Origin of the sequence: Siccirubricoccus phaeus (assembly GCF_008360935.1) — a bacterium.
GTDB lineage: Bacteria > Pseudomonadota > Alphaproteobacteria > Acetobacterales > Acetobacteraceae > Siccirubricoccus > Siccirubricoccus phaeus.
On record NZ_SRXO01000013.1, the window covers coordinates 142722 to 167428 of the forward strand.

General features: G+C 73.5%; 30 protein-coding genes. 27 read left to right on the plus strand and 3 right to left on the minus strand.

The genetic code is table 11. The features are described from left to right. Nucleotides 1-48: 48 nt before the first annotated feature. The 17 genes from E5N76_RS18465 (at nt 49) to E5N76_RS30580 (ending at nt 14798) form a co-directional block, all read left to right on the plus strand. Nucleotides 49-624: a sigma-70 RNA polymerase sigma factor region 4 domain-containing protein gene (locus E5N76_RS18465; RefSeq protein ID WP_149538800.1), complete on the plus strand. Its 576-nt coding sequence runs from the start codon at nt 49-51 to the stop codon at nt 622-624. Nucleotides 625-648: 24 nt separating this feature from the next. Next, nucleotides 649-999 carry a hypothetical protein gene (locus E5N76_RS18470; RefSeq protein ID WP_235907766.1) on the plus strand — a complete coding sequence of 117 codons (351 nt, stop codon included), beginning with the start codon at nt 649-651 and terminating at the stop codon, nt 997-999. Next, on the plus strand, nt 999-1532 hold the full coding sequence (locus E5N76_RS18475) for a hypothetical protein (protein WP_149538801.1): 534 nt from the start codon (nt 999-1001) through the stop codon (nt 1530-1532). Before E5N76_RS18470 ends, E5N76_RS18475 begins: the two co-directional genes overlap by 1 nt. Next, entirely contained in the window at nt 1532-2368 is an 837-nt protein-coding gene (locus E5N76_RS18480) for an ATP-binding protein (RefSeq protein ID WP_149538802.1), read from the plus strand. Before E5N76_RS18475 ends, E5N76_RS18480 begins: the two co-directional genes overlap by 1 nt. Before the next feature lie 3 nt (nt 2369-2371). Next, entirely contained in the window at nt 2372-3109 is a 738-nt protein-coding gene (locus tag E5N76_RS18485) for a hypothetical protein (RefSeq protein ID WP_149538803.1), read from the plus strand. A gap of 7 nt (nt 3110-3116) precedes the next feature. Further along, entirely contained in the window at nt 3117-3572 is a 456-nt protein-coding gene (locus E5N76_RS18490) for a DUF6511 domain-containing protein (protein ID WP_235907767.1), read from the plus strand. Between the two features lie 8 nt (nt 3573-3580). After that, a complete protein-coding gene (locus E5N76_RS18495) occupies nt 3581-4354 on the plus strand; it encodes a hypothetical protein (protein WP_149538805.1) in 774 nt (257 codons plus the stop codon). Beyond that, the gene (locus tag E5N76_RS18500) at nt 4351-5673 is read left to right on the plus strand and encodes an ATP-dependent DNA helicase (RefSeq protein ID WP_149538806.1); all 1323 of its coding nucleotides are present in this window, start codon (nt 4351-4353) and stop codon (nt 5671-5673) included. The genes E5N76_RS18495 and E5N76_RS18500 overlap by 4 nt, the downstream gene beginning before the upstream one ends. Next, nucleotides 5670-8222: a VapE domain-containing protein gene (locus E5N76_RS18505; protein ID WP_149538807.1), complete on the plus strand. Its 2553-nt coding sequence runs from the start codon at nt 5670-5672 to the stop codon at nt 8220-8222. Before E5N76_RS18500 ends, E5N76_RS18505 begins: the two co-directional genes overlap by 4 nt. A 469-nt stretch (nt 8223-8691) precedes the next feature. Then, the gene (locus tag E5N76_RS18510) at nt 8692-9219 is read left to right on the plus strand and encodes a hypothetical protein (RefSeq protein ID WP_235907768.1); all 528 of its coding nucleotides are present in this window, start codon (nt 8692-8694) and stop codon (nt 9217-9219) included. 65 nt (nt 9220-9284) lie between these two features. Further along, nucleotides 9285-9446 (plus strand): hypothetical protein, encoded by a 162-nt coding sequence (locus E5N76_RS18515; RefSeq protein WP_235907769.1) that lies wholly within the window; start codon nt 9285-9287, stop codon nt 9444-9446. Next, entirely contained in the window at nt 9433-9990 is a 558-nt protein-coding gene (locus E5N76_RS18520) for a DUF6456 domain-containing protein (protein WP_149538810.1), read from the plus strand. The genes E5N76_RS18515 and E5N76_RS18520 overlap by 14 nt, the downstream gene beginning before the upstream one ends. 108 nt (nt 9991-10098) lie before the next feature. Next, a complete protein-coding gene (locus E5N76_RS18525; RefSeq protein WP_149538811.1) occupies nt 10099-10464 on the plus strand; it encodes a hypothetical protein in 366 nt (121 codons plus the stop codon). A 358-nt stretch (nt 10465-10822) separates the two neighbouring features. After that, nucleotides 10823-12295 carry a site-specific DNA-methyltransferase gene (locus tag E5N76_RS18530; protein ID WP_149538812.1) on the plus strand — a complete coding sequence of 491 codons (1473 nt, stop codon included), beginning with the start codon at nt 10823-10825 and terminating at the stop codon, nt 12293-12295. After that, entirely contained in the window at nt 12285-13553 is a 1269-nt protein-coding gene (locus E5N76_RS18535; RefSeq protein WP_149538813.1) for a site-specific DNA-methyltransferase, read from the plus strand. Before E5N76_RS18530 ends, E5N76_RS18535 begins: the two co-directional genes overlap by 11 nt. 88 nt (nt 13554-13641) lie before the next feature. Next, entirely contained in the window at nt 13642-13866 is a 225-nt protein-coding gene (locus E5N76_RS18540) for a hypothetical protein (protein ID WP_187830251.1), read from the plus strand. A 95-nt stretch (nt 13867-13961) separates the two neighbouring features. Further along, entirely contained in the window at nt 13962-14798 is an 837-nt protein-coding gene (locus E5N76_RS30580; protein WP_235907770.1) for a DUF3489 domain-containing protein, read from the plus strand. An 85-nt stretch (nt 14799-14883) separates the two neighbouring features. On the opposite strand, the gene E5N76_RS18550 is transcribed toward E5N76_RS30580, so the two are convergent. Further along, on the minus strand, nt 14884-15411 hold the full coding sequence (locus E5N76_RS18550) for a hypothetical protein (RefSeq protein WP_149538815.1): 528 nt from the start codon (nt 15409-15411) through the stop codon (nt 14884-14886). Between the two features lie 149 nt (nt 15412-15560). Here E5N76_RS18550 and E5N76_RS18555 point away from each other — a divergent pair, with 149 nt between their 5' ends. Genes E5N76_RS18555 through E5N76_RS31065 form a run of 7 tightly spaced genes read left to right on the plus strand, consistent with a single transcriptional unit; the run spans nt 15561 to nt 22795 of the window. Next, the gene (locus E5N76_RS18555) at nt 15561-16085 is read left to right on the plus strand and encodes a hypothetical protein (RefSeq protein WP_149538816.1); all 525 of its coding nucleotides are present in this window, start codon (nt 15561-15563) and stop codon (nt 16083-16085) included. 25 nt (nt 16086-16110) lie between these two features. Beyond that, on the plus strand, nt 16111-18015 hold the full coding sequence (locus E5N76_RS18560) for a phage terminase large subunit family protein (protein WP_149538817.1): 1905 nt from the start codon (nt 16111-16113) through the stop codon (nt 18013-18015). Nucleotides 18016-18029: 14 nt separating this feature from the next. Continuing rightward, entirely contained in the window at nt 18030-18383 is a 354-nt protein-coding gene (locus E5N76_RS29625; protein ID WP_187830252.1) for a hypothetical protein, read from the plus strand. Continuing rightward, the gene (locus E5N76_RS29630; RefSeq protein ID WP_187830253.1) at nt 18380-18988 is read left to right on the plus strand and encodes a hypothetical protein; all 609 of its coding nucleotides are present in this window, start codon (nt 18380-18382) and stop codon (nt 18986-18988) included. Before E5N76_RS29625 ends, E5N76_RS29630 begins: the two co-directional genes overlap by 4 nt. Further along, nucleotides 18988-19224, plus strand: a complete 237-nt coding sequence (locus tag E5N76_RS18570) for a phage head-tail joining protein (RefSeq protein WP_149538819.1) — start codon at nt 18988-18990, stop codon at nt 19222-19224. Before E5N76_RS29630 ends, E5N76_RS18570 begins: the two co-directional genes overlap by 1 nt. Further along, on the plus strand, nt 19221-20690 hold the full coding sequence (locus E5N76_RS18575; RefSeq protein WP_235907771.1) for a phage portal protein: 1470 nt from the start codon (nt 19221-19223) through the stop codon (nt 20688-20690). The genes E5N76_RS18570 and E5N76_RS18575 overlap by 4 nt, the downstream gene beginning before the upstream one ends. A gap of 2 nt (nt 20691-20692) precedes the next feature. Then, the gene (locus tag E5N76_RS31065) at nt 20693-22795 is read left to right on the plus strand and encodes a prohead protease/major capsid protein fusion protein (protein WP_149538820.1); all 2103 of its coding nucleotides are present in this window, start codon (nt 20693-20695) and stop codon (nt 22793-22795) included. Nucleotides 22796-22816: 21 nt separating this feature from the next. On the opposite strand, the gene E5N76_RS18585 is transcribed toward E5N76_RS31065, so the two are convergent. Both E5N76_RS18585 and E5N76_RS18590 read right to left on the minus strand, forming a co-directional pair. Then, nucleotides 22817-23236, minus strand: a complete 420-nt coding sequence (locus E5N76_RS18585) for a PIN domain-containing protein (RefSeq protein ID WP_149538821.1) — start codon at nt 23234-23236, stop codon at nt 22817-22819. Nucleotide 23237: 1 nt separating this feature from the next. Then, nucleotides 23238-23480 (minus strand): type II toxin-antitoxin system Phd/YefM family antitoxin, encoded by a 243-nt coding sequence (locus E5N76_RS18590; protein WP_149538822.1) that lies wholly within the window; start codon nt 23478-23480, stop codon nt 23238-23240. 88 nt (nt 23481-23568) lie between these two features. Here E5N76_RS18590 and E5N76_RS18595 point away from each other — a divergent pair, with 88 nt between their 5' ends. Genes E5N76_RS18595 through E5N76_RS18605 form a run of 3 tightly spaced genes read left to right on the plus strand, consistent with a single transcriptional unit; the run spans nt 23569 to nt 24706 of the window. Then, complete coding sequence (locus E5N76_RS18595) at nt 23569-23919, plus strand: DUF2190 family protein (RefSeq protein WP_149538823.1); 351 nt, start codon at nt 23569-23571, stop codon at nt 23917-23919. Further along, nucleotides 23919-24317: a M15 family metallopeptidase gene (locus tag E5N76_RS18600; protein WP_149538847.1), complete on the plus strand. Its 399-nt coding sequence runs from the start codon at nt 23919-23921 to the stop codon at nt 24315-24317. The genes E5N76_RS18595 and E5N76_RS18600 overlap by 1 nt, the downstream gene beginning before the upstream one ends. Further along, complete coding sequence (locus E5N76_RS18605; RefSeq protein ID WP_135470897.1) at nt 24314-24706, plus strand: hypothetical protein; 393 nt, start codon at nt 24314-24316, stop codon at nt 24704-24706. The genes E5N76_RS18600 and E5N76_RS18605 overlap by 4 nt, the downstream gene beginning before the upstream one ends. Nucleotide 24707 lies beyond the last annotated feature (1 nt).

Genomic DNA, 24707 nt, shown 5'->3' on the forward strand with positions numbered 1-24707 from the left:
TCGCCGAGGCTCCGTCCACCGCCACCCGACGATGGACCGGACCTGCCGATGACCGCCGCCTCACCCACGCTCGCCGACCTCGACCCGCTGTGCCGCCTCGCCGACGCCGCCGCGCGCCGCCTCTGCCGCGCCCTGCGGCTGCCCGCCCAGGAGCGCGAGGACATCCGCCAGGACTTGATCTGCGACCTCCTGCACCGGCTGCGCCGCTTCGACCCCGCCCGCGGCGACCTGCGCGCCTTCGCGGCGGTCGTCTTCCGCCACCGCGCCGCGCGACTCGCCGAGCAGATCCGGCGCGAGCGCGCCGGGCGGGCCGGAGTGTCGCTCGACGACCCGCTCCCCGGCGGCGACGGTCTGACCGTCGGCGACGCGCTGCTGGAGGAGGAGGGCTACGGCGCCTGGTGCGGGCAGGGCGTTGACCGCATCGGGGCGCTGGAGCGCCGCCTCGACCTGGAGCGCGCGGCGTCCGCCATCGATCCCGTCGATCATCCGCTCTGCGCCGCCCTGGCCGCCGACACCCCGCATGCGGTCGCCAAGCGGGGGCCGGTCCCGCGCACCGTCCTTTACCGCCGCCTCCGCGAGATGCGCCTGCGCCTGCTCGCCGCGGGGATCCCCGCGCTGGCGTGAGACGGATTCGAGGACCGCTGGGTAATGATGGATATGGACACCTGCATTCCCGACACCCCGAACGGCGCGGCGCCGCTCAGCGAGGCGGCGCTCTGCGCCTGGCTGGGCGCCGCCGCCCCCGGCGAGCGCCTCGCCTACCACCGCGGCTTCCTCGCCTGCGAGACCTCGCCGCTGACGCAGCTGCTGCCCGACGCGGAGCGGCTCGCCCTGCTGCGGCTGGCGCACCGCGCCTGGGCGCTGGCCGAGGCCGGCCTCGCGCACCTCGTCCAGCGCCGCCACGGCGAGGAGGACTACTCCTACCTCATCGTTGCCCGCCGCCGCCCGCGGCACATCGTGCCGAACCGGCTGTCGCAGATGCTCGCGGAGGCGGCATGATGGACGCCCTCCGCCCGAACCGACCGACCCTCGATGCGCTCCGCCACATGGCGGTCGGCGAGGTGATCGTGCTGCCGGCCGAGCATCTCTCGCTGCTGCAGGCCGATGCCCGGGAGGCGGTCGAGGCCGCCAGGCGCCTGGCCGACTGGATCGAGGCCGCCATCGCGCTGCGCTACGAGCAGCGTGCGATCGCCGCCCGCGGCGCCGCCGGCAAGGACACCGGCACGGTGCGCTTCCAGGACGGCGCGGTCGAGGTCGTCGCCGAGCTGCCGAAGCGCGTCGAGTGGGACCAGGGACGGCTCGCCGCACTCGCCGAGCAGATCCGCACCGGCGGCGAGGACCCGACCGAATACCTCGAGGTCAGCTTCAAGGTCTCCGAGCGGGCCTATGCCGCCTGGCCCGAGCGCATCCGCCAGGCCTTCGAGCCGGCGCGCATCGTGCGCACCGGACGCCCGAGCTATCGGCTCACCATCCTCTCGGAGACGGCCCGCCGCGACAGCCCGCATGCCGGCAGCCTCGGGAGCATCGGCTGATGGCGCTGCGCATCGTCACCGCCGACGAGCGGCTCTCGGCCGGGGCGAACAAGACCACCATGGCCCTGTTCGGCCCGAGCGGCGTCGGCAAGACCAGCCTGCTCAAGACCCTGCCGGCCGAGCCCACGCTGTGCATCGACCTCGAGGCCGGGCTGAAGTCGGTGCAGGACTGGCGCGGCGACAGCCTCCCCATCCGCACCTTCGAGGACGCGATCGACCTCGCCTGCCTCATCGGCGGCGTGAACCCCGCGGCGGACCCGAACGGCTTCTTCTCCGCGGCGCACCACCAGCACCTGGTGGCCGCGCATCCCGACCTGGTCCGGCTGCTCGCCGGCAAGAGCATCGTCTTCCTCGACTCGATCACCGACCTGACGCGGCAAGCGATGGCCTGGGCCAAGACCCGGCCCGAAGCCTTCTCGGAAAAGACCGGCAAGCCCGACACCCGTGGCGCCTACGGCCTGATGGCGCGCGAGGTGATTGCTCTGCTGAAGCACCTGCAGCACGCGCCGGGCAAGACCGTGATCATGGTCGGCATCCTGGAGCGCGTCACCGACGAGTTCGGGCGGTTGTCCTGGCAGCCGCAGATGGAGGGCGGCAAGGCGGGCCGTGAACTGCCGGGCATCGTCGACCAGGTGGTCTCGATGGCGCTGTTCTCGCGCGATCCGCAGGGCGCGCCCGTGCACGACCCCGAGCGCGGCACCGAGCGCCGTCTCGTCTGCCGCACCGGCAACGCCTTCGGCCTGCCGGCCAAGGACCGCTCGGGCCGCCTCGACGAGACCGAGCCGCCCGACCTCGCCGCCCTTCTCCGCAAGATCAACCTCGCGCCCAGGAGCTGACGCATGACCTTCGACATGAACGACGCCGAGCTGCCGCGCGGCACCGACCTCATCCCGGACGGCAGCTTCGTGAAGGTGCGCATGGAGATCCGCAAGGGCGGCATCGACGGCGCGAGCGAGGTGGATCGCGGGCTGCTCAAGGCCGCCAAGACGCCCGGCAGCGATGTGCGCATGCTGGACTGCGAGTTCACCGTGGTGGCGGGGCCGCATGCGCGGCGGAAGTTCTGGCAGAGCTTCACCGTCGCGGGCGGCAAGGTGGACGAGCAGGGCGTCTCCATCGGCTGGAAGATCTCCAAGGGGATGTTCCGGGCGATGATCGACAGCGCCTGCGGCCTCGATCCTAAGGACATGAGCGAGGCGGCCAGGGCCAGGCGCATCCTGCGCGGCCTCGCCGACCTCCACGGCATCACCTTCGCGGCCAAGCTCCGCATCGAGCCGGCGAGCGACTCCCGCTACGGCGACAGCAACCGGCTCGACCGCGTCGTGCTGCCGGGCGAGCCCGAATACGCGCGCATCATGGCGGGCGAGGCGCTGCCGCCGTCGCCTTCCGCGCAGCGCGCGCCGCGCCCGGCATCCGCGCCTGCCGCGGCGGCGCCCGCCTGGGCCAACACGGGCGCGCCCCGGGCGCCGGTGGCGACCGCCCCGGCGTGGGCCACGCCTGCCGCTATGCCGCCCGCCCAGCCCGCGCCGCCACCCGCGCAGGCGCCGCTCGCCAACGGTCCAGCCTGGCTGAACGGCTGATGGCGGCATGGCGCGACGACGCTGGGCGCGGCCGCGGGAGCCCCGCGCCCCGGCTCCCGGCCCGGTACCCCTGCCGGGATGCACGCCGGCCGACCAGGTGCGCCGGCTCACCTGCGCGCTCTGCGGCCGGGAGGCGAAAGGCTTCGGCTACGTCCATGAGCTTCGGCTCGGCGTCCACCCGAAGCTGTCCTTCTGCTCGATGCGCTGCTGCGACGCTGGCAGTGCGCTGGCACGGCGGAGAGGCGGCGTGATCGACAAGACCCCGATGGAGGAGCGCGCCATCCGGGAGGCGCGCCGGTCCTTCGCCGAGGTGCTGCAGGAGCTCGGCCTGCTCGCGCCCTTCCACGACCGCAGCGCGGCCGAGATCGACCGCATCATCGAGGCCTGCGTCGACGGGTTCCAGGCCTCGATGCAGCGCCAGGCGGCCGAGCGCGATCCGCTCGACGACCCTTTGCCGTTCTAGGGGGACCGGTGCTGCTCGACCTGAACCACGGCTCCGGTGCGGTCTATGGGCGAGGCGACGCGTCGCCGGGCGACGCTGCCGTCATCACCGCGCGCATCAACGCGCATCTCGACGCCGCCCTGCTGGCGCGGCAGCGGCAGCAACGGCCGCGCGACTATCTCGGCGGCAGCCGCGTCGGCGAGCCTTGCGCCCGCAAGCTCGTCTACGAGATCACCCACGCGCCGAAGGACCGCGACTTCGAGCCGGGCATCCTGCGGGTGTTCGACGCCGGCCACCAGTTCGAGGCGCTGTCCATCCGCTGGCTCCGTCTCGCCGGCTTCGACCTCCGCGACCGCGGCGCGGATGGCGAGCAGTTCGGCTTCGTGGCGGCCGGCGGCCGGCTGCGCGGGCACGCCGACGGCGTGATCGTCGGCGGCCCCGCTGTCGGGCTGCGCTGGCCGGCGCTGTGGGAGCACAAGGCGCTCGGCCAGAAGTCCTGGACCGACCTGGTCAAGCGCGGGCTGCGGCTGTCGAAGCCGATCTACTTCGCGCAGGTGCAGCTCTACATGGCCTACCTCGATCTGGAGGTGGCGCTGCTCACCGCGCTGAACCGCGACACGCTCGCGCTGCACCACGAGGCGGTGCCCTTCGACGCCGCCGAGGCACAGCGGTTCTCCGACCACGCCGTCGACATCCTGCGCGCCGCCGAGGCGGGCGAGCTGCCGCCGCGCATCGCCCAGGCGTCCGACTTCCACCTCTGCCGCTCCTGTCCCTACGCGACCCGCTGCTGGGAGGCGCCATGAGCATCACCCCCTCCGACACCCAGCACCGCGCGATCGCGGCGATCAAGCACTGGTTCCAGAACGAAGCCGACCGGAAGCAGGTGTTCCGGCTGTTCGGCTATGCCGGCACCGGCAAGTCGACGGTGCTGCGCTTCGCGCTGGAGGAGCTCGGCCTCCAGCACCACAGGAGCGGCGGCGACGGCGAGGCCTGCGTGCCCGGGGTGGTGACGGCCACCTTCACCGGCAAGGCCGCGCTGGTGCTGCGCCGCAAGGGCACCCCGGCCCGCACCATCCACAGCCTGATCTACTCCGTCATCGAGGCGACCGAGGAGGAGGTCGAGGCGGCCGAGAAGAAGGTCGAGGAGGCGGTGGCGCGGGCGCGCGGTCTCTCCGGCTTCGAGCGCACCGCCGCCGAGGCGGCCATCGAGGCCATGCGGCAGGGCGTCGCCGACATGAAGCGCCCGCGCTTCGCCCTCAACCCGAAAAGCGACGCCGCGCACGCGAAGCTGATCGTGCTCGACGAGGTCTCGATGGTTGGCGAGGAGATGGCGCGCGACCTGATGAGCTTCGGCAAGCCGATCCTGGTGCTCGGCGACCCCGGCCAGCTGCCGCCGATCCAGGGCGAGGGCGCGTTCACCAAGGACGCGCCCGACGTCATGCTGACCGAGATCCACCGCCAGGCGGCGGAGAGCGCCATCATCCGCCTCGCCACCATGGCGCGGCAGGGCGAGCCGATCGGCTTCGGCCGCTACGACGACCACGTCTGGAAAATGCACAAGACGGACGTCACGCCGGAGCAGGCGCTGCGCGGCGGCCAGGTGATCTGCGGCCTGAACGCGACCCGGCTGCAGCTGAACAACGCCATGCGCCGCGCCGCCGGCTTCGGCGACGGCGGCTGGCTGCCCAGTGGGCCGGGCGAGAAGATTATCTGCCTCAAGAACCAGAATGACCTCGGCCTGATCAACGGCATGTTCCTCAGCCTCTCGGACATCGTCGACGAGGGCAGCCACTATCTCTCGGCGGTGGTGACGGACGAGGACGGCAACCGCATCGGCGCGCCGCAGGCCGACGGCAGCCGCGGCCGGCTGCGGATCTACAAGGGGCACTTCGAGGACCATGTCGCCTTCGACCGGCAGCGGCATGACCGCGACTGGAAGCTCAAGAAGGGGCTGACCGAGGCGACCTTCGGCTGGGCCATCACCGGACACAAGGCGCAGGGAAGCCAGTTCCCGACTGTTGTTGTCTGGGACGACGGTCTGGGCCGGACGGAGCTCGATCGCCGGCGCTGGCTCTACACCGCCATCACGCGTGCCGAGTGGGGGCTGGTGATCGTCGCATGACCACGGTCCCGATCGACCTGAACGACGCCGGTCTGGGGCCGGTGCGCTACGATCTGGCGGAGATTCGCCGCCGCCTCGCCGAGACGGCGCGGGAGTGGCTGCCGCCGCTGTTCCCGAACGCGCGGCGCTCGCCGGACGGCAGGACGCTGCGCTGCGCCGACCTCTCCGGCCGGCCGCCCCGCGGCGAGGGCTCCTGCGTGATCCACCTCGAGGGGCGCTTCGCCGGCTGGGGCTTCGATCACGCCACCGGCGAGAGCGCCGGGCCGATCGACATGCTCGCCCAAGGCACCGGCGCGGCGGATGCCCGCCTGTTCGACGAGGCCGCGCGGCTCGCCCGCATGGATCGGCCGGCGCCGCCGCGCCCGCCCGAGCCGAGGCCCGACCACAGCCGGGAGGTCGCGCGCATCCTGGACGGATGCGTTCCGCCCGTGGGGACGGCGGCGGAGACCTACCTCCGGGGCCGCGGCCTCGCGCTGCCGGACAGCCCCGACCTGCTGTTCCATCCCGACCTCGCCGACTTCGAGAGCCGGCGCGGCTGGCCGGGCATGGTCGCGGTGGTGCGGGACGCGGCCGGCGAGGCCACCGGCGGCATCCACCGCACCTACCTGCTCGACGACGGCTCTGGGAAGGCGCCGCCGGGCAAGAAGATGCTCGGGCCCGTCGCCGGCGGGACGGTGCGGCTCGCGCCGATGCCCGAGGACGGGCGGATCGGCGTGGCGGAGGGGATCGAGACGGCGCTCGCCGCCATGGCCCTGTTCGGCGTCCCCACCATGGCGGCGCTCTCGGCCGACGGGCTGCGGCGCTGGCAGTGGCCGGAGGGCACCACCCGCGTCACCATCTTCGCCGATGCCGGGCATGCCGGCATGCAGGCCGCGGCGACGCTGGCGGACCGGCTGAACCTGGCGGGCATCCCCTCGCGCATCCTCGCCCCGCTGCACGGCGACGACTTCAACGACGACCTGCGGCGCGGCGCGACCGCGGCGGATTACCAGCGGCAGCCGGCCCCCCCGTCGGATCCGCCCTCGGCCGCACCAGAGCCGGCCACGGTCGAGGAGCTGCTCGCCGCAGCCGCCGACCTCACCCGCCCGCCCGACGCCGCGCCGCTCTCTGACCTCCTCGGCCGGCTGGCGATGGCCCACCTCGATCCGCTGCCCGAGCGCCAGATCCTCGCCGCGGTGAAGACCGCCACCGGCATCGCCGTCTCCATCCTGGAGAAGCAGCTGGCCGAGCTGCGTCGGCGGCTGAACGCCACGGGCGACGTGCGGCGCGCGCCGGTCCGGCCGCCCTGGGCCTCGCTGCTGCGGATCGACGCGGGCGGCACGCCGGAGCGCAACGAGGCCAACGTCATCACCGCGCTCTCGCTCGACGCCGCCTTCGCCGGCGCCCTGGTGTTCGACGAGTTCAGCCAGGAGATCATGGTGGCGCGCGCCTTGCCCTGGGATCCGCCGGGCGCACCGCTGCCCCGGCCCTGGGGCGAAGCCGACGACGTGCGCTGCGCCGAATGGCTGCAGCGGCACGAGATCAACGTCCCGCCGGTAGTGGTCGGCCGCAGCGTCGTCGCCGTGGCGCGCAACGTCCGCGTCCATCCGGTGCGCGACTACCTGGAGGCGCTGGCCTGGGACGGCACGCCGCGGCTCGACGCCTGGGCGGTCACCTACCTCGGCGCCGAGGACACGCCGCTCCACCGCAGCATGGCCTCGCTGTGGATGGTCTCGGCGGTGGCGCGGATCATGCAGCCCGGCTGCAAGGCCGACCACATGCTGATCCTGGAGGGGCCGCAGGGCATCCGGAAGTCGACCGCGCTGAAGGTGCTCGCCTCCGAGCCCTGGTTCACCGACGAGCTCGCCGAGCTCGGCTCGAAGGACGCGGCGCAGCAGATGCGCGGCGTCTGGATCATCGAGATGGCGGAGCTGGACGCCATCGGCCAGGCGGACGTTTCCCGCATCAAGGCGTTCCTGAGCCGCACCACGGACCGCTACCGGCCGCCCTACGAGCGCTACGTCGTCACCGTGCCGCGGCAATGCGTCTTCGCCGGGACGGTGAACCCGGACACCTACCTGCGCGACGAGACGGGCAACCGGCGCTTCTGGCCGCTGCGCTGCGGCCACATCGACCTGGACGGGCTGCGGCGGGACCGCGACCAGCTCTGGGCCGAGGCGGTCGCGCGCCATCGTGCCGGGGCGCCCTGGTGGATCGAGGACCGCGCGCTCGTCGCCGAGGCCAGCGCGGCGCAGGAGGCGCGCTACCAGGGGGACGCCTGGGACGCGCGGATCGAGCGCTGGCTCGTCTCCGAGCGCAAGCCGGTGAACGTGGGTGTCGGCCAGTTCGAGGACTGGCAGGATCGCTACGTCCCGCGCGCACAACCGCTGACCGACGTCTCGATCGGCGAGGTGCTGGAGCAGGCGCTCGGCATCGAGGCCGCGAAGTGGACGCGCGCCGACCAGATGCGGGTCGGCGCCTTCTTCCGCGCCAGGAAGTGGGTGAAGTACCGGACCACAACGCCGCCGCGCGAGTGGCGCTACATGGCGCCAGGAACTCCCGGGCGATGACGCAGCGACCGCGCGGTCCAACCTCGTCCAGCCTTGTCCAACCCGCACGCCGCAGGTTGGACAGCCGGAAGCGCAGGTATTCCGCGGCCTTCGGCACGCTCATCCCATGTCGTCCAACCTGTCCAACCTTCTCCCTTAGAGCCATGCGCGAAGGATGTAGGTCGGCCGGACATACGTTTTCCTATACGGGATATTGGGGGCGGTCGGGAGGTTGGGCGGGTTGGACGGATCGCGCCAAGTCGCTGATAAGCCAACCGAATTCCTGTCTCACCTGCTTGGGCCGGGTTGGACCAGCTTGGACGGCCAGCCCGTGGCAGGCCCGTAGCCCGATCGCTCGCGGGCCGCCCACCACGTCGATCAGCCTCTCGAAGCCGGGCGGCGACGGCGAGCTCCGCCAAGAACCGCACCGTTGCCGCCCCCACCACGACGATCCCCTCTCGGAGACCCCATGGCTCCCTCGACTCTCCCCATGCCCGCCGCCGGTGCAAGCGGCCCGCCCGTCGCCACGCCGCCGGCCCCCGCGCTCGACCGCCTCGCCGTCCTCGCCCTCGACCTCGGCACCACCACCGGCTGGGCGCTGCGCGGCCGCGACGGCGGCATCACCTCCGGCACGATGACCTTCCGGCCGAGCCGGTTCGAGGGCGGCGGCATGCGCTTCCTGCGCTTCCGCGCCTGGCTGGCCGAGGCGGTGATGCTGTCGGGCGGCCTCGGCCGCGTGATGTTCGAGGAGGTGCGCCGCCACGCCGGCACGGACGCAGCGCACGCCTATGGCGGCTTCCTGGCGCACCTGGCGGCGTGGTGCGAGGAGGCCGGTATCCCCTACGCGGGTGTGCCGGTCGGCACGATCAAGCGCTTCGCCACCGGCCGCGGCAACGCCGACAAGGCGGCGATGGTCGCCGCGATGCGGGCCCGCGGCTTCGCGCCGGCCGACGACAACGAGGCGGACGCCATCGCCCTGCTGCTCTGGGCCACCGAATCCTCGGGAGGCCGGGCATGAGGCTCGCCGGTTCGCCGTGCCCGCCTCGCTCGTGCCTGGACCTGGCACGCAGCCCGACCACCGCCATGGATCTCGACGCCATGCGGTCCCGCGTCTGGCACGAGCACGGCGTGGCCGTGCTGCCGGTCGCGGAGATCACCGACCCCTGGCTGCGCCAGGCCGTCACCAACGAGGCCAACCGGCGCTGGGGCCGGCGAGACGGAGGCGTGCGGCATGGCGGCCGGTAGGCGGAAGGCGAAGCGGGCCACGCCGGAGCGCGAGGACCTGTCGAAGCCGTCGAAGTGGCGCCTGCAGCACGGCGATTTCGGCGAGCCGGTGCGGGAGGCGGACCCGGAGACAGGCGTGCCCGTGGCGCACCGGCGGGCGGTGGACACGCTGGGCGCCATGCTGGCGAACGGCACCATCACCCCGGCCATGCACGAGGCCGGGGTGATCTTCCGCGGGCACTTCCGCGCCGCGGCGCTGGACACACTACGGGCCATGCCGCTGCTCCGCCTCCCCCGCGGCACCGGCGATGCGCTCACGGAGCGGCACCTGACCGCTCGGCGCAAGGTCGCGGCGGCGCTGGAGGCGCTGGGCGGCCACGACGGCGCCACCGGCTCCTGCGCTTGGCATGTGCTCGGCTGCGAGGCCTCGATCCGGGAGTGGGCGGCGCGGCAGGGCTGGGGCGGGCGCAGCCTCGGCCACAGCCAGGCGCAGGGCATCCTGGTGGCCGCGCTATGCGTGCTGGCGGGCCACTACGGCTTGGCCCGCCGCTCGCACGCGGCCTGACCGCACGAGCGGCGGCCGTCACCATCACCGCGCGCAGGCAGGCGAGACGTTCGAGAACAAGAACGGAACATGCTAGGCTCGGTGGTGAACACAGCACAGGTGACAGCGATGGCCGCACGCAAGCCGCCGCGGGCTCTCCGCCCGCTCGACGCCGCCCTGGCGCGGCTCGCCGAGTTCGCGGCGAAGGGTATGCCGCCCGGCCGCATGGCGCGCGAGGTCGACGCGATCGTCGCGGGCTGGCTCAGCGACACCAGCCCCGACGACCGGACCGAGGTCAGGGAGCGGCTCGGCGAGTTGCGCGACGAGCTTGCGGCCGGGGTGGACGAGGCGGAGGAGCAGCTGGCCGACATCGACCGCAGCGAGCCGGCGGCGGCGCGGCACGCCGGCCTGGTCCATGCGGCGCTGGTCGCCAGCCGCGACGCGGTCGAGCGCGCGCTCGCGGCGCTGGAGGAGACGGCGCCGGCCGCGGTTTGATCGCTTTGCCCGGCATGCGCCCACGCCGCGCCGGAGCCGCTGTTACAATTCGCCGTCTGGCGGCTTGGAATCCGCTGCGGATAGACTCCCGATAGTCGCGCCAGGTGCGGCCGCGGCGCGACTCGCCAGCCGCACTGGCTCGCCAGCGACAGTGGCTCTCGCGCTGCAGGGTCCTTCCTGCGCCTGGCGTATGCGGGGGGCGGAAGCGCGCGACTTCGCCAGCGCCAGGCCGAAAACATGGTTCGCGGTTCGCACCACACGGCCCTGATCTCAATCGTTTAGCTGCGAACCGTGGCGGCGCGCGGTTCCCGCTGGCCGCCGCGCATGGTTCGCACCCACCCTGATCCCGGATGGCCCGATGACGCTCCCCTGGATGGCGGCGAAGATCCTGCTGCGCCCGGTGGCCGAGCTGCGCGCCCACCCCGGCAACGCCCGGGTGCACGGCGCGGCGCAGATCGAGCAGATCAAGGCCAGCATGCTGGCCTTCGGCTTCACCAACCCGCTGCTGGTGGACGAGGCGGGCGTGCTGATCGCCGGCCATGGCCGGCTCGAGGCGGCGGTGGCGCTCGGCCTCGAGCGGGTGCCGGTGATCGTGCTGCGCCACCTCTCGCCGGCGCAGAAGGACGCGCTCCGACTCGCCGACAACCGCATCGCGGAGAACGCCACCTGGGACCAGGCGCTGCTGCGCGAGGCGCTGGCCGGCGTGCAGGCCGCGGCGGAGATCGACGTGGCCACGCTCGGCTTCTCGGCCGACGAGCTGAGCGCGATCCTCGCGGCGGCAGAGACCGCCGTCACCGATGGCGAAGCGCCCGAGGAAGCAGATCAGCCGGAGGCCGGCGGGGGTGGCGCGCCTGGCATGGCGGATACGGACGAGGCGCCGGCGGAGGACCCCGCCGATGCCGAAACGGACCCGCCGCGCCAGGCCATCACCCGCCCCGGTGACCTCTGGCTGCTCGGCGAGCACCGCCTGCTCTGCGGGGATTCCACCGACGCTGCTTCGGTGGCTCAGGTCATGGCTGGCGACCACGCGGCGCTGCTGTTCACCAGCCCGCCCTATGGCAACCAGCGCGACTACACCACCGGCGGCGTCTCCGACTGGGATGCGCTGATGCGGGGCGTGTTCCAGCATCTGCCGCTGATCCTGCGGGACGACGGCCAGGCGCTGGTGAACCTCGGCCTGATCCACCGCGAGGGGGAATGGCAGCCCTACTGGTCCGGCTGGCTGGACTGGATGCGAGCGCAGGGCTGGCGCCGCTTCGGCCTCTACGCCTGGGACCAGGGTCCCGGCCTGCCCGGGGACTGGAACGGCCGCCTCGCGCCGGCCTTCGAGCTGGTGTTCCACCTCAACCGCGAGGCGCGCCAGCCGAACAAGATCGTGCCCTGCAAGTGGGCCGGCACCCCGAACAAGGGCAGCGGGCTGCGCGCCGCCGACGGCGAGGTGAAGGCCTACACCCACATCGGCCTGCCGGTGCAGGAGAGCCGGATCCCGGACAGCGTGCTGCGGATCACCCGCCACAAGGGCCGCGGCATCGAGACCGAGCACCCGGCGGTGTTCCCGGTCGCGCTGCCGGAGTTCCTGATGCGGGCCTACACGGACGAGGGCGAGGCGGTGTTCGAGCCCTTCGCCGGCTCCGGCACCACGCTCCTCGCCGGCCAGCGCACCGGGCGGCGGGTGCGGGCCATCGAGCTCGCCCCGGCCTATGTCGACCTCGCGATCGCCCGCTGGCGCCTGCTGCACCCCGACCTGCCGGTCACCCTGGCGGAGGACGGGCGGGACTATGACGCCGTCGCCGCGGCACGGGTCCCGGCGGAGGCCGCCGATGCAGCCTGAGCTTCAGGTCACCACCGTGGCAGTGGTAGCGCTCGTCCCCTACGCCGAGAACGCCCGCACCCACTCCGAGGCGCAGGTGGCGCAGATCGCCGCCTCGATCGCCGAATTCGGCTTCGTGAACCCGGTGCTGGTCGACGCCGCCGGCGTGCTGGTCGCCGGCCACGGCCGGGTCATGGCGGCCAAGCGCCTCGGCATGGCGGCGGTGCCGGCGATCCGCCTTGCCCACCTGACCGAGGCGCAAGCCCGGGCCCTGCGGCTGGCGGACAACCAGATCGCGCTCAACTCCGGCTGGGACGAGGCGCTCCTGGCGGCCGAGATCGCCCGCATCCGCGACGAGGCGGCGGTGGACCTCGACGTCCTCGGCTTCTCAGGGATGGAGCTCGACCGGCTGCTGGCCGCGGCCGACGCCGGGCTCGGCGAAGACGGCGCCGACGACGCCCCGCCGCCGCCCGCCGTCCCGGTCACCCGCGCGGGCGACCTCTGGCGCTGCGGCGAGCACCGCCTGCTCTGCGGCGACGCGACCAGGTTAGATGACGTGCAGCGGGCGCTCGGTGCCGATCGCCTCGCCGACATGGCCTTCACGGACCCGCCCTACAACGTCGCCTACCGGGGCGGCACAGCGGCCAGGATGACGATCGCCAACGACGCGCTGGGCTCTGGCTTCCTCGACTTCCTTCGCCCGGCGCTGGCGAACCTGCTCTCGGTGACGAAGGGCGCCTGCTACGTCTGCATGTCCTCGTCCGAGTGGCCGACGCTGCATCGCGCCTGGCAGGAGGCCGGTGGGAAGTGGTCGAGCACCATCATCTGGGCGAAGAACACCTTCGCGCTCGGCCGCGCCGACTACCACCAGCAGTTCGAGGCGATGCTCTACGGCTGGAAGGCAGGCGCCCAGCACTACTGGTGCGGCGCCCGCGACCAGGGCAACGTCTGGCACTTCGACAAGCCGGCGCGGAACGACCTGCACCCCACCATGAAGCCGGTGGCGCTGGTGGAGCGCGCGATCCGCAACAGCAGCAAGCAGCGCGACACCGTGCTCGATCCCTTCGGCGGCTCCGGGACGACCATGATCGCGGCGGAGCGCACCGGGCGGCGCGCCGTGCTGCTCGAGCTCGATCCTGCCTACGCCGACGTCATCGTCCGGCGCTGGCAGGAGGCCACCGGGGAGGCCGCCGTCCTGGACGGCGAGGACCGCACCTTCGGCGACATCGCCGCGGCCCGCGGCGTCGGCGAAGCTGGGATGACCGAGAAAGGCCAATAAGAGCAATCATCTGACGCTGCATGTTGCTTGGCTCGGGCGCGCCGCAGCGCGAATGGTCCGTCACGCGATGAGCAGGACGGAGAGCCCGATGACCAAGCGCAAAGCCAACCAACAGCGGAGCCTCGAGGCCTTCCTGGCCAAGAAGGCCGAGTTCGATGCGCTGCTCGCGGAGTTGCAGCAGGCCAGCGCGGATCACTTCGGCGCCGATCCCGAGGCGGTGCTCTGGGGCGAGACCGCCTGGCTCGCGGACGCCACCGCGAAGCTGAAGGACATCGCCGACCAGCACTTCCGCCGGGGCGAATACGCCGCCTGACGCGGCGGGCTCCCGCACCGCCCCGACCGGCCAGGCCGGCGGGGCTCGGGGTGGTGGCACCCGGCTGGTCGGGTGCCGGACCGGAGACCCCGAGGATGAAGCTCACCGACACCCAGCGCACGATCCTCTCCGCCGCCGCGCGGCACCCCGAGCACCTTGCGCTCCCGCCCGAGCGGCTGCCGGCCGCGGCGCGGCGGACGGTGGCCAAGGCGCTGCTCAAGAGCGACCTGGTGATCGCGGTCCACCGCCCCGCCTACGACGCCATCGCGAAGTGGACGGTGGACGGCGACGAGATGCTGCTGAAGATCACCGACGAGGGGCTGCGCGCCGTCGGCATGGACCCGAAGGACGGCGCACCGGCCCCGGACGCGGCGCCCACGGGCGCACCGGAGGCGCCACCGCAGGCCAACCCCGCCGGCGCCACCGAACCCACCCAGGCCGCGCCTGCGGCGCCGGACGACGCCGCCCGCGCGGAGGACCTCGCCCTGCTCGACCAGGCCCTCGCGGCGCCAGGCCCCGCGCCGCGGGGCGCCAGCCTGCGCGATGCCGCCGCGGCGGTGCTCGCCGCCTGGGAGGACGCGGCCAACCGCGACACCGACATGATCGGCGCCCTCGAGGGCCCGATGGCGCGGCTCCGCGCCGCCCTGGCCGGCAAGTCGGCCCGTGCCCCGCGCGATCCCGCCGCGCCGCGCAGGCCCCGCGAGGGCACCAAGCAGGAGCAGGTCCTCGCCATGCTCCGCCGTCCCGAGGGGGCCACGGTGGCGCAGATCGCCGAGGCGACCGGCTGGGCGCCGCACACGGTGCGGGGCTTCTTTGCCGGGCTGAAGAAGCGCCAGGGCATCGCCGTCGAGGTGCTGGAGCGGGTGCGCCAGGTCGGGCCGAACAGGGAGGGCACCCGCGGCTCCTTCACCGTTTACAAGGTGGCGGGCTGATCCCGACGGCCTCTGTGATCAGGGCCCGCTGCGCGGAGGCAGCGGGCCAAGGCCTGTGCGGGGCATGACGCCGCCAGCGCCTAGACTAGTAACGGATCGAGATCTCAATCGCGCTCTCAGGGACGCCCAGGCCGAGTGCCAGCCCGGCCTTCGCCTCGGCGATGGTGAGCGGGCCGAAGCCTTCCCTGTCCTCGTCCTGAGAGGGCGCAGCAGCGGCAGGCCCCATGACGGCGGTCTCCGGCATCCGATGCCAGTTCAGAGCATCGGGGTCCATAATGCCGAACTCTTCGAGGGTGGCGTAACGGACTGGGTTGCGAAGGCCGGGCCACGCATTCGGGCAGTCAATTCTAGAATACTCCGAGAATCTGACCAAATAGCGCTCGGGCCGACCCTCCGGGGACGGCACGACCTCGCTGATCCGGCCGACCATGAATGCATGGTGGTGCTCCTGGTCGGCGCCACCCCAGTGCCCATTGTGGCGGTTCTGGACACAGACGCAGTAACTGAGACGCCGAACGTTTTCGGGCTTGAGCCGCCAGGCCTGAGTGCCACCTTCGGCGAGCAGACGGGCCGGACCTCTTGCGGTCAGGACAACTAGGCAGGGGATGCTCATCCGGATCCTCCGAGGTGTGAGCGCCGGTAGCGTATTCCACGTTCTCTCCCAGAACACAAGCGGTATTCGCGGAATATGCTCTCGGATAATTTCTGGCGGCTCGGGGAAGAGGCCCGCTTCATCGTCGCGCGCGGCGGGAGGCCGCCGCCATGCCCGAGCTGACCCCATCGAACCGTGAGGCCGCACGGCGCATCGGCATCAGCGAGGCGGCACTGCGCAAGGCCGAGGGCAGCGGCCGCATCGCCCGCGAGCCGGACGGCCAGTGGGACATCGACAAGACCCGCCGCCGCCTGGTGGAGACCGCCGATCCGCACCGCTCGCCGCTCGCCAATGGTGGCGGCGCGGACGGCACGCCCTACGCCCGGCTGAAGGTCGCGCAGCTCGCCCTCAAGGTGGAGGCGCAGCGGCTTGCTCTGGATGAGAACAAGCGCCGGCTGCTCGATGTGGCGGAGGCCAACGCCACGATCGACGAGATCGCCGGCGCGATGCGCGACGCGCTGCTGAACTGGCCGGCCCGCGTCTCCGGGCTGATCGCCGCCGAGCTCGGCGTCGACCCGCACCTGCTGCAGACCATCCTGCAGCAGCACGTCACCGACCTGCTCTCGGAGGCCGCCGATCGCTTCGATCCCCCAGGCCTCGGCGGCACCAGCGGAGATCCGAACCCGCACGCCTGACCATGTGCGTCGGCGCGCGGGCAGCATGCTCCGCCCGCCGCCGCAGCTCACCGTCTCGCAGTGGGCGGAGCGGCACCGCATCCTTGGTTCGCGTGCCTCGTCCGAACCGGGCCCCTGGCGGACCAGCCGGACCCCATACCTGCGGGAGGTGATGGACGCGCTCTCGGCGGTGCATCCCGCCCGGCGCGTAGTGTTCATGAAGGGCGCCCAGGTCGGCGCCACCGAGAGCGGCAATTGCTGGCTTGGCTACATCCTGCATCACGTGCCGGCGCCAGTCCTGGCGGTGCAGCCCACTGTCGAGCTCGCAAAACGCTTCTCGCGCCAGCGCATCGACCCGCTGCTGGAGGAGACTCCGGCGCTCAAGGAGCGGGTCGCCCCGGCCCGGGCGCGGGACAGCGGCAACACCTTGCTGTCGAAGGAATTCCCCGGCGGCATCCTGGTGCTGACCGGCGCCAACAGCGCGGTCGGGCTGCGCTCGATGACGGCGCGCTTCCTCTTCCTCGACGAGGTGGACGCCTATCCCGGCGACGTCGAGGGCGAAGGCGACCCGATCGCGCTGGCCGAGGCGCGGGCGCGGACCTTCGGCTGGCGCCGGAAGGCCTTTCTGGTTTCGACGCCGACCATCGCCGGCCGCAGCCGCATCGAGCGCGAGTACGCCGCCTCCGACCAGCGGCGCTACTTCGTGCCGTGCCCCCACTGCGGCGAGATGCAGTGGCTGAGGTTCGAGCATCTCCGCTGGGAGAAGGGCGACCCCCGCTCGGTCCGCTACCACTGCGAGACCTGCGACGAGGGCATCGAGGAGCACCACAAGACCGCGATGCTGGCCGGCGGGCAATGGCGGGCCACGGCGGCGGCGCAGGACCCGCACACGGTCGGCTTCCACATCTCGGCGCTCTACTCGCCGGTGGGCTGGCTGTCCTGGGAGCAGATCGCCCGCGATTGGGAGGCGGCGCAGGGCAAGCCGGAGGACCTGAAGACCTTTCGGAACACCGTGCTGGGCGAGACCTGGCAGGAGCAGGGCGAGGCGCCGGACTGGGAGCGGCTGGTCGAGCGGCGCGAGGATTTTGCCATGGGCATCGTACCTGCGGGCGCCCTCTGCCTCACTGCGGGCGTGGACGTGCAGGACGACCGCCTCGAATGCGACGTCTGGGGCTGGGCGGAGGGCTATACCTCCTGGCTCGTCGACCACGTCGTGATCCCCGGCAGCCCGCGCGAGCGCAAGCCCTGGGACGCGCTGGCGACGCTGCTGGCGCGGGACTGGCCCCGGCAAGGCGGCGGCACCATGCGCATCGCCAAGGCCTGTGTCGACACCGGTGGCCGCGACACCGCTGCCGTCTACGGCCAGCTGCGCCGGCTGCGGGATCCGCGCATCGCGCCGACCAAGGGCGTGGACGGCTGGAACCGGGCGCAGCCGGTGCAGGGTCCGACGCCGGTCGATGCGCTGGTCGATGGCCGCAAGCTCCGGCGCGGCCTGAAGCTGTGGACCGTCTCGGTCTCGACCTGGAAGGCCGACCTCTATCGCCGGCTCTGGCTCGGGCGCGGCGATGCCGAAGAGTTCCCGCCCGGCTGGGTGCATCTGCCGCGGGGCATCGAGGCGGAGTGGGTGAAGCAGCTGGTCGCCGAGCAGCTGCGCACGGTGAAGGACCGGCGCGGCTTCGCGCGGCAGGAATGGGCGAAGCTCAGGGAACGGAACGAGGCGCTGGACTGCGCTGTCCTGGCGCGCGCGGCACTCTGGCTGCTCGGCGCCGACCGCTACGGCGAGCGCTTCTGGCAGCAGCTGCGGGACCAAATCGCCGATGCCCCGCTGCGGCCGAGCGAGCTTCCCGTCCCTGGGAACGTCGCTTCTCAATCGCCGCCGCCGGCGCCGCAAGTGCCCGAGACCCATCGCCCGCGTGGCTGGCTCGCGCCGCGCAGCGGCTGGCTGCGCTGAACCTGGAGAACCCCATGACCGCCATCGTTCCGGTGCGCACCCGCATCGCCGCCGGCCAGGCGCTGAGCGGGCCCGTCGCCAGCGTCGGCTACGGCGTCTGCCTGCTGCTGCTGCCCGCCGCCTGGACCGACGCCCCGCTCACCCTGCAGGGCTCGCTCGACGAGGGCGAGCCCGCCGGCTGGGCCGACCTCCACGACCACCTCGGCAACGAGGTGGTGCTGACGGCCGCCGCCGGCCGCGCGCTCACCCTGCCGCCCACCCTGCTGCTCGGCTGGCGCTGGCTCCGGCTGCGCTCCGGCCTCGCCGCGGCGCCGGTGGACCAGGCGGCGGAGCGCCTCCTCACCCTCGGCATCCGGCCCCTCGCATGACCGCGCTGTTCCAGCACTACCTGCCGCCCGCGCCGGCGATGCTGCCCTACGTCTCGGGGCGCTTCTACGCCTCGGCGCACGCGCGCGCGGTCGGCGGCGCCGTCGCGATGGCGGCGAACCGGCTGTACTGCGTGCCCTACGTGCTGGCGCGGTCCGGGCTGTTCTCGGCCATGGCGGTGAGCGTGACCACCGGCGCGGCCGGCGTCCTGCGCATGGCCTTGGCTGCCGACGATGGCACTGGGCATCCCGGGCGCCTCATCGACGAGCCGCTGGCAGACGCCGACACGACTGCGGCCGGCAGCGCGATCTGCCCCTTCGCCCAGCCGCGCTGGATCCCGGCCGGGATCTGGTGGCTGCTGCTGTGCTTCTCGGGCACGCCCTCGGTGCGCGGCACCAGCACCCAGGCCTTCAGCGGCGGCAACACGCTGCTGCTCGGCTCGGCCGCGGCGGATGGCGGCGCCGGCGGGGGCGCCGCCGGCAGCGAGAACGGGTTCTTCGCGCCGCTGACGCACCAGGCCGGCGCGCCGATCATGCCGAGCCCGCCGAGCGGCCTGGCCTACCTGGTCAACGCGGCGGCGCCGCTGCCGACGCTGCAGGCCGCCTGATGGATCCCTCCGTCCTGGCCTGGGCGCTGGCGCAGCCGGTGGGCAGCCGTGCGGCGGCGCTGGCCACCGCCTACACCGGCGGCACCACGCGCGTGAGCTTCGAAGGCCGCACCGTCGAGTATCGGAGCCTCGACGAACTCGGCCGGGCGCTGGCCGTGTTGCGCGGCGCGGAGAACAGCGCCGCCCGTCGGCCCTCTGTGACGCTGGCCAGCTTCTCGCGGGAGAGAACCGGGTGATCCGACGCCTCCGCGATGCCTGGCAGGCGCTGCGCGGCTACGCCGCGGCGCAGGACCACCGCGCTTCCGCCTGGGCGCCCTCCGGCGGCAGCGCCAATGCCGAGGTCGGCATGGCCGCCGCCACGGTCGCCCGCCGTGCCCGCGACGCCGTGCGCAACGACCCCTACGCCAGCCGCATCGTCGACCTCTGGACCGGCAACGCCGTCGGCGCCGGCATCACCACCCGCTGGCCGGACGACGCGCATGGCCGCGCCTGGCAACGCTGGGCGGAGAGCACCGCGTGCGATGCCGAGGGACGGCTCGACCTCTACGGCCTGCAGGCGCTGGTGATGCGGGCGGTGGTCGAGAGCGGCGAGTGCTTCGTCCGCTTCCTGCTGGTGCCGCCGTCGCCCGCCAATCCGATCGGCCTGCGCCTGCAGGTGCTGGAGAGCGATCACCTCGACACGGCGCGCAACGGCATGGTGGACGGCACGCCGACCATCCAGGGCATCGCGCTCGGGTCTGCCGGCGAGCCCGCTGGCTACTGGCTGTTCCCGACCCATCCGGGCGCCTGGATGCTGCCCGGCGCCGGCATGACGAGCGTGCGCACCCCGGCGGGCGACGTGCTGCACGTCTACCGCAAGCGCCGCCCCGGCCAGCTGCGCGACGTCTCCTGGCTGGCCCCGGTGCTGCTGCGGCTGCGCGATCTCGGCGATTACGAGGCCGCGCTGCTGATGAAGGCCAAGATCGAGGCCTGCCTGGCGGCGGTGGTGACGGAAGAGGGCGAAGAGGCACTGACCGGTGCCGCCGCCGGCCTGCTGCGCGACGCCCAGGGCCGCGCGGTGGAGAGCTTCGAGCCCGGCATGATCCTCTACCGCCGCGGCATGGGCAGCGTGGAAGTCGTGAACCCGAGCGGGGGCGGGTCGCACGCGGCCTTCGCCCGCAGGGCGTTGGAGGCGGCAGCGGTGGGCGCCGGCCTGACCTACGACCAGGTCTCCGGCGACCTGACGCAGGCGAACTACTCCTCTCTGCGGGCCGGCAAGATCGAATTCCGCCGGCTCTGCGAGCAGGTGCAGTACGGCATGCTGATCCCGATGCTGGTGCGGCCCATCGCCGAGCGGTTCCACCGGCAGGGCGCGCTGCTCGGCCTCTGGCCGGCCGAGATGCCGGATGGCGTGTCGCACGTGCCGCCGGCGCACGAGATGATCGATCCGCTGAAGGACACCACCGCCCTGATCGCCCAGGTGCGCGCCGGCTTCGTGCCGCAGCCCGAGGCGGCGGGCGCCTTCGGCTACGACTTCCGCCAGGCGGTGGAGATGATCCGCGAGGCCAACGCCTTGCTCGACGAGGCCGGCCTCGCGCTCGACACCGATCCGCGCCGCGTCGCCAAGTCCGGCGCCGCGCAGGACGCGGCGCAGATGGCCGCGGTGGAGATCGCTGCCACCGGTGCCGCGGCGCCGCCCCGAGACACGGCACCCCAAGGCTGAGCATGACCGAACCGATCGAACCGGGCGGGGGAGACCTCGCGCCCGAGCTTGCTGCTGGGCCGACGGCCGGGGACCTTCCCCTGGTCGCGCAGCGCGCCATCACCGCGCCTGCCACCGTCGACCGCGCCGCCCGCACCGTCGAGGTGGTGTGGTCCACCGGCGCCCGCGCCCGCAACTTCGTCCCCGCCCTCGGCCTCATCACCGAGGAGCTGGAGATGTCGCCGAGCGCGGTGCGCATGGAGGCGCTGCGCTCCGGCCAGGCCCCGGTGCTCGACACCCACCGCCGCGGCGGCGCGCGCGACGTGCTCGGTCGGGTGACCGCCGCCCGCCTCGACGCCGGCCGAGGCTACGCCACGCTGCAATTCTCCTCCGCGGCGGACGTCGAGCCGGTCTGGCAGCGGGTCGCCGACGGCACGCTGCGGGCGGTCAGCGTCGGCTACCGCGTGCACCGCTACGAGCCGCGGCCCGACGCCGCCACCGGCGAGACCGTCCACCGCGCGGTGGACTGGGAGCCCTTCGAGATCTCCGTCGTGCCGGTCCCGGTGGACCGCGATGCGGCGGTGCGCGGTGAGGCGGCGCAGGGCGCGCCCGCCATCGCGATCGAGCCTGCCCTGCCCGACGAGGACCCACCCATGCCCGAGACGACGCCGGCCCCGCAGGCCGAGCCGGCCGCCCCGCCGGCGCCGCCGACCCATCCGCCCCAGGAGACCACCGTGACCACCAGCCCCGCCCCGGCCGCCCCGATCGCGCCCGCCACGCCGCCCGAGCCGATCCGCGCCGCACCGGACCTCGACGCGGTCCGCGCCGAGGCGCAGCGCGCCGAGCGCGAGCGCATCGCCGGCATCGACACCGCCGTCGAGGCCGCCCGCGCCTTGCTGCCGGCGGACCGCATCACCCCGATCCGTGCCGAGGCCATCGCCCAGGGCTGGACCGGCGACCAGGCCCGCCGCGCCCTGTTCGACGCCCTGGTGGCGCAGGGGCCGCGCCCCTCCATGCCCGCCCGCCCCGAGACCGGCCCCGGCCACGACGACCCGGCGCAGACGCTCGACGCCATGGCCGAGGCGCTCGCCGCCCGCGCCATGCCGGGCTACCAGCCGCAGGGGTCGGGACGGCATGCCGAGTTCATGGGCTGGCGTCCCTCCGACATGGTGGGCGAGCTGCTGCGCGCCCGCGGCGAGCGCAGCGTGCCGCGCAACCCGACGCTGCTCGCCGAGCGCGCCTTCCACACCAGCTCCGACTTTCCGCTGCTGCTCGCGGCGGCGGCCAACAAGATGCTGCTCGCCGCCTACCAGCCGGCGCAGCCGACCTACCGGCAGGTCTTCCTCCGCCGCGACTTCCGCGACTTCAAGCCGCACCGGCACCTGCGCATCGGCGACTTCCCGACCCTGCTCCCCCTCGCCGAGAACGGCGAGATCCAGGTCGGCACCATGTCCGAGAGCCAGGAGATCGTCCTGCTGCAGACCTTCGCCCGCCGCATCCGGGTCACCCGGCCCATGTTGGTGAACGACGACCTCGGCGCCTTCACAGACTTCGCCGCCGCGATCGGCCGCCGCGTCGCCGAGTTCGAGAACGCCACCGCCTACAACCTGCTCAACAGCGCCAACGGCGACGGCCCGACCCTCGCCACCGGCAGCGCGCCGGTGTTCGCCACCGGCGCGGCGCGCGCCAACAAGGCCAGCGCCGGCACGGTCCTCGACACCTCGACCATCGGCGCCGGCCGCACCGCCATCATGAAGCAGCGCACGCTGGACGGCCTGCCGATCTCCATGGGCCAGACCATGCGCCTCCTGGTCGGGCCGAACCTCGAGCTCGCCGCCCGCCAGGCGACCGTGGTCGTGCAGGCGAGCGAGATCGGCAAGGCGAACGTCTTCGCCGGCTTCGTGCAGCCGGTGGTCGAGCCGCTGATCCCGGCCAACCGCTGGTACCTGTTCTCCGACCCGGTCGCCGCACCGGTCTATGTCTACGGCTACCTCAACGGCGCCGAGGGGCCGCAGGTGACCACCGGACCGGTGCAGGGCGCGGACGGCGTCGAGGTCAGCGTGATCTTCGACTTCGGCGTCGGCGCCATCGACTGGCGCGGCGCCTGGTTCAACCCGGGCACCTGAGCGCCCCGCCCCGCGGCACGGTCAGATCTCGACCGTGCCGAAGGGGTTCCGCACCGTCACGCCGCGCCAGGTGAAGCCGTCCTGCATGTCCTCCGAGAGGAGCATGCGGCAGCCCGCCTGCGCGGCACCGGCCAGCATCACGGAATCCCAGAAGCCGAGGCGGTGGGTCGTCACCAGCTCCATCGCCTCGAGGATCACCGCCGGCGTGGTGTCGATCAGCGGGAAGCTGTCCGACCAGCCGAGCACGGCGCCCCGGGCCTCCGCCGCCTGGCGCCTGGCCTTGCGGGTCAGCACCACGAACAGCTCGCCGAGCGCCTGCGCCGGCACCATCAGCTCGTGCTCGGCGAAGTCGCGCAGGATGAGCAGCGCGGCGTCCTTGCGGTCCTGGCCGTTCACGCCCTCGGCGTAGGCGAGGACGTTGGTGTCGAGCGCGACCCGCACCTCAGCGCTCGTAGAGCTCGTCGCGGGTCCAGCGCCCGACGTCCGTCGCCGGCTGGCGGGCGAGGCGCGCGAGCAGCTTCGCCCGCGCGGCCTCGCGGCCCGCTTCGGCGGCGCCGCAGGGCACCAGCTTGGCCACGGGCTTGCCGTGCGAGGTGACGACGAAGGTCCGGCCCTCCTCGCGCACCTCGCGGAGCAGGCGGGAAAAGGCGCGGTTGGCCTCGGCGGCGGAGATGGCTTCGTCCATGCCAGGACAATAGTGAATTGCACTACTTTCCGCAACCGGCCCCGTGGGCTGCGCGGCCTCCCTCCCATCACCATCGCAGGAGTATCCGATGCGCAACTGCATTCGTCCCGATGCGCGCTCCATCCCCATGGTGGTGCCCTACTCGGGCGGGATCCTCTCCGGCCAGGGCCTGCTGGTCGGCGCCTTCTTCGGGGTGGCGGCGTCCGACGCCGCGCAGAACGCCAGCGTCGAGTGCGAGACCCGGGGCGAGTTCGACCTGCCGAAGGAGCCTTCGCTCGCCATCAGCCAGGGCGCCCGGGTGTTCTGGGACGACACCAATCGCCGCATCACCACCACCGCGACCGGCAACTTCCAGGTCGGGCTCTGCACCGTCGCGGCGCTGACGGCCGACGCCACGGTGCGCGTGATGCTGGCCCGCGTGCCGGCCTCGGGGGCGTGATGGCGGCGCTGCTGCCGCGCGACCGCGCGCGCCTCGCGGGCGTGCACCGCGACCTGGTGCGCGTGGTCGAACGGGCCCGCCAGGCGGTGCCGTTCATCGTGACGGAGGGCGTCCGCGCGCGGGAGCGCCAGGCCCGGCTGGTCGCGATCGGCGCCTCCCGCACGATGAACAGCCGGCACCTCACCGGCCACGCGGTCGATCTGGCCTACTGGCTGGACGACGGCGACGGCTCCGTCGAGCAGGGCGAGATCCGCTGGGACTGGCCGCTGTACGAGCAGCTCGGCGCCGCCATGAAGGCCGCGGCCAAGGAGGTCGGCGTGCCGATCGCCTGGGGCGGCGACTGGCCCTCCTTCCGCGACGGGCCGCATTTCGAGCTCGACCGCGAGGCCTATCCGTGACCGGCGCGGCGCTCCTCGGGCTGCTGTCCCGCCACGTTCTGCCGCTGGCGCTCGTCGCGGCGGTGGTGCTCGCCGCCACCGCGGCCTGGCACTTCCGCTCCCAGCGCGACGCGGCCCGCCTCGACGCGGCGACGGCCAGCCGCGCGGCGGAGGCCAATGCGGCGGCGCTCGCCCGCGCCACCGCCGAGCACGCGCGCCACATCGCCGCCCTCACCGGCGAGGCCGAGCGCGCCCGCGCCCGGGCCGCGCGCCTTGGCGCCGATCTGGAGGCCCTCCGCCGTGACCCGAGCCACGCGACGGGCGCTGCCCCTGTGCTGCGCGCTGCTGTCGAGCGCCTGCGGCTCGCCCGCGGCGCCGGAGATCCGGCTGCTGCCGCTCCGCCTCCCTGAC

Bases quoted from the DNA above. Each gene is read 5' to 3' on its own strand.
- E5N76_RS18465 (WP_149538800.1), top strand. From the start codon at position 49: ATGACCGCCGCCTCACCCACGCTCGCCGACCTCGACCCGCTGTGCCGC.
- E5N76_RS18470 (WP_235907766.1), top strand. From the start codon at position 649: ATGATGGATATGGACACCTGCATTCCCGACACCCCGAACGGCGCGGCG.
- E5N76_RS18475 (WP_149538801.1), top strand. From the start codon at position 999: ATGGACGCCCTCCGCCCGAACCGACCGACCCTCGATGCGCTCCGCCAC.
- E5N76_RS18480 (WP_149538802.1), top strand. From the start codon at position 1,532: ATGGCGCTGCGCATCGTCACCGCCGACGAGCGGCTCTCGGCCGGGGCG.
- E5N76_RS18485 (WP_149538803.1), top strand. From the start codon at position 2,372: ATGACCTTCGACATGAACGACGCCGAGCTGCCGCGCGGCACCGACCTC.
- E5N76_RS18490 (WP_235907767.1), top strand. From the start codon at position 3,117: ATGGCGCGACGACGCTGGGCGCGGCCGCGGGAGCCCCGCGCCCCGGCT.
- E5N76_RS18500 (WP_149538806.1), top strand. From the start codon at position 4,351: ATGAGCATCACCCCCTCCGACACCCAGCACCGCGCGATCGCGGCGATC.
- E5N76_RS18505 (WP_149538807.1), top strand. From the start codon at position 5,670: ATGACCACGGTCCCGATCGACCTGAACGACGCCGGTCTGGGGCCGGTG.
- E5N76_RS18510 (WP_235907768.1), top strand. From the start codon at position 8,692: ATGCCCGCCGCCGGTGCAAGCGGCCCGCCCGTCGCCACGCCGCCGGCC.
- E5N76_RS18515 (WP_235907769.1), top strand. From the start codon at position 9,285: ATGGATCTCGACGCCATGCGGTCCCGCGTCTGGCACGAGCACGGCGTG.
- E5N76_RS18520 (WP_149538810.1), top strand. From the start codon at position 9,433: ATGGCGGCCGGTAGGCGGAAGGCGAAGCGGGCCACGCCGGAGCGCGAG.
- E5N76_RS18525 (WP_149538811.1), top strand. From the start codon at position 10,099: ATGGCCGCACGCAAGCCGCCGCGGGCTCTCCGCCCGCTCGACGCCGCC.
- E5N76_RS18530 (WP_149538812.1), top strand. From the start codon at position 10,823: ATGACGCTCCCCTGGATGGCGGCGAAGATCCTGCTGCGCCCGGTGGCC.
- E5N76_RS18535 (WP_149538813.1), top strand. From the start codon at position 12,285: ATGCAGCCTGAGCTTCAGGTCACCACCGTGGCAGTGGTAGCGCTCGTC.
- E5N76_RS18540 (WP_187830251.1), top strand. From the start codon at position 13,642: ATGACCAAGCGCAAAGCCAACCAACAGCGGAGCCTCGAGGCCTTCCTG.
- E5N76_RS30580 (WP_235907770.1), top strand. From the start codon at position 13,962: ATGAAGCTCACCGACACCCAGCGCACGATCCTCTCCGCCGCCGCGCGG.
- E5N76_RS18550 (WP_149538815.1), bottom strand. From the start codon at position 15,411: ATGAGCATCCCCTGCCTAGTTGTCCTGACCGCAAGAGGTCCGGCCCGT.
- E5N76_RS18555 (WP_149538816.1), top strand. From the start codon at position 15,561: ATGCCCGAGCTGACCCCATCGAACCGTGAGGCCGCACGGCGCATCGGC.
- E5N76_RS18560 (WP_149538817.1), top strand. From the start codon at position 16,111: ATGCTCCGCCCGCCGCCGCAGCTCACCGTCTCGCAGTGGGCGGAGCGG.
- E5N76_RS29625 (WP_187830252.1), top strand. From the start codon at position 18,030: ATGACCGCCATCGTTCCGGTGCGCACCCGCATCGCCGCCGGCCAGGCG.
- E5N76_RS29630 (WP_187830253.1), top strand. From the start codon at position 18,380: ATGACCGCGCTGTTCCAGCACTACCTGCCGCCCGCGCCGGCGATGCTG.
- E5N76_RS18570 (WP_149538819.1), top strand. From the start codon at position 18,988: ATGGATCCCTCCGTCCTGGCCTGGGCGCTGGCGCAGCCGGTGGGCAGC.
- E5N76_RS31065 (WP_149538820.1), top strand. From the start codon at position 20,693: ATGACCGAACCGATCGAACCGGGCGGGGGAGACCTCGCGCCCGAGCTT.
- E5N76_RS18590 (WP_149538822.1), bottom strand. From the start codon at position 23,480: ATGGACGAAGCCATCTCCGCCGCCGAGGCCAACCGCGCCTTTTCCCGC.
- E5N76_RS18595 (WP_149538823.1), top strand. From the start codon at position 23,569: ATGCGCAACTGCATTCGTCCCGATGCGCGCTCCATCCCCATGGTGGTG.
- E5N76_RS18600 (WP_149538847.1), top strand. From the start codon at position 23,919: ATGGCGGCGCTGCTGCCGCGCGACCGCGCGCGCCTCGCGGGCGTGCAC.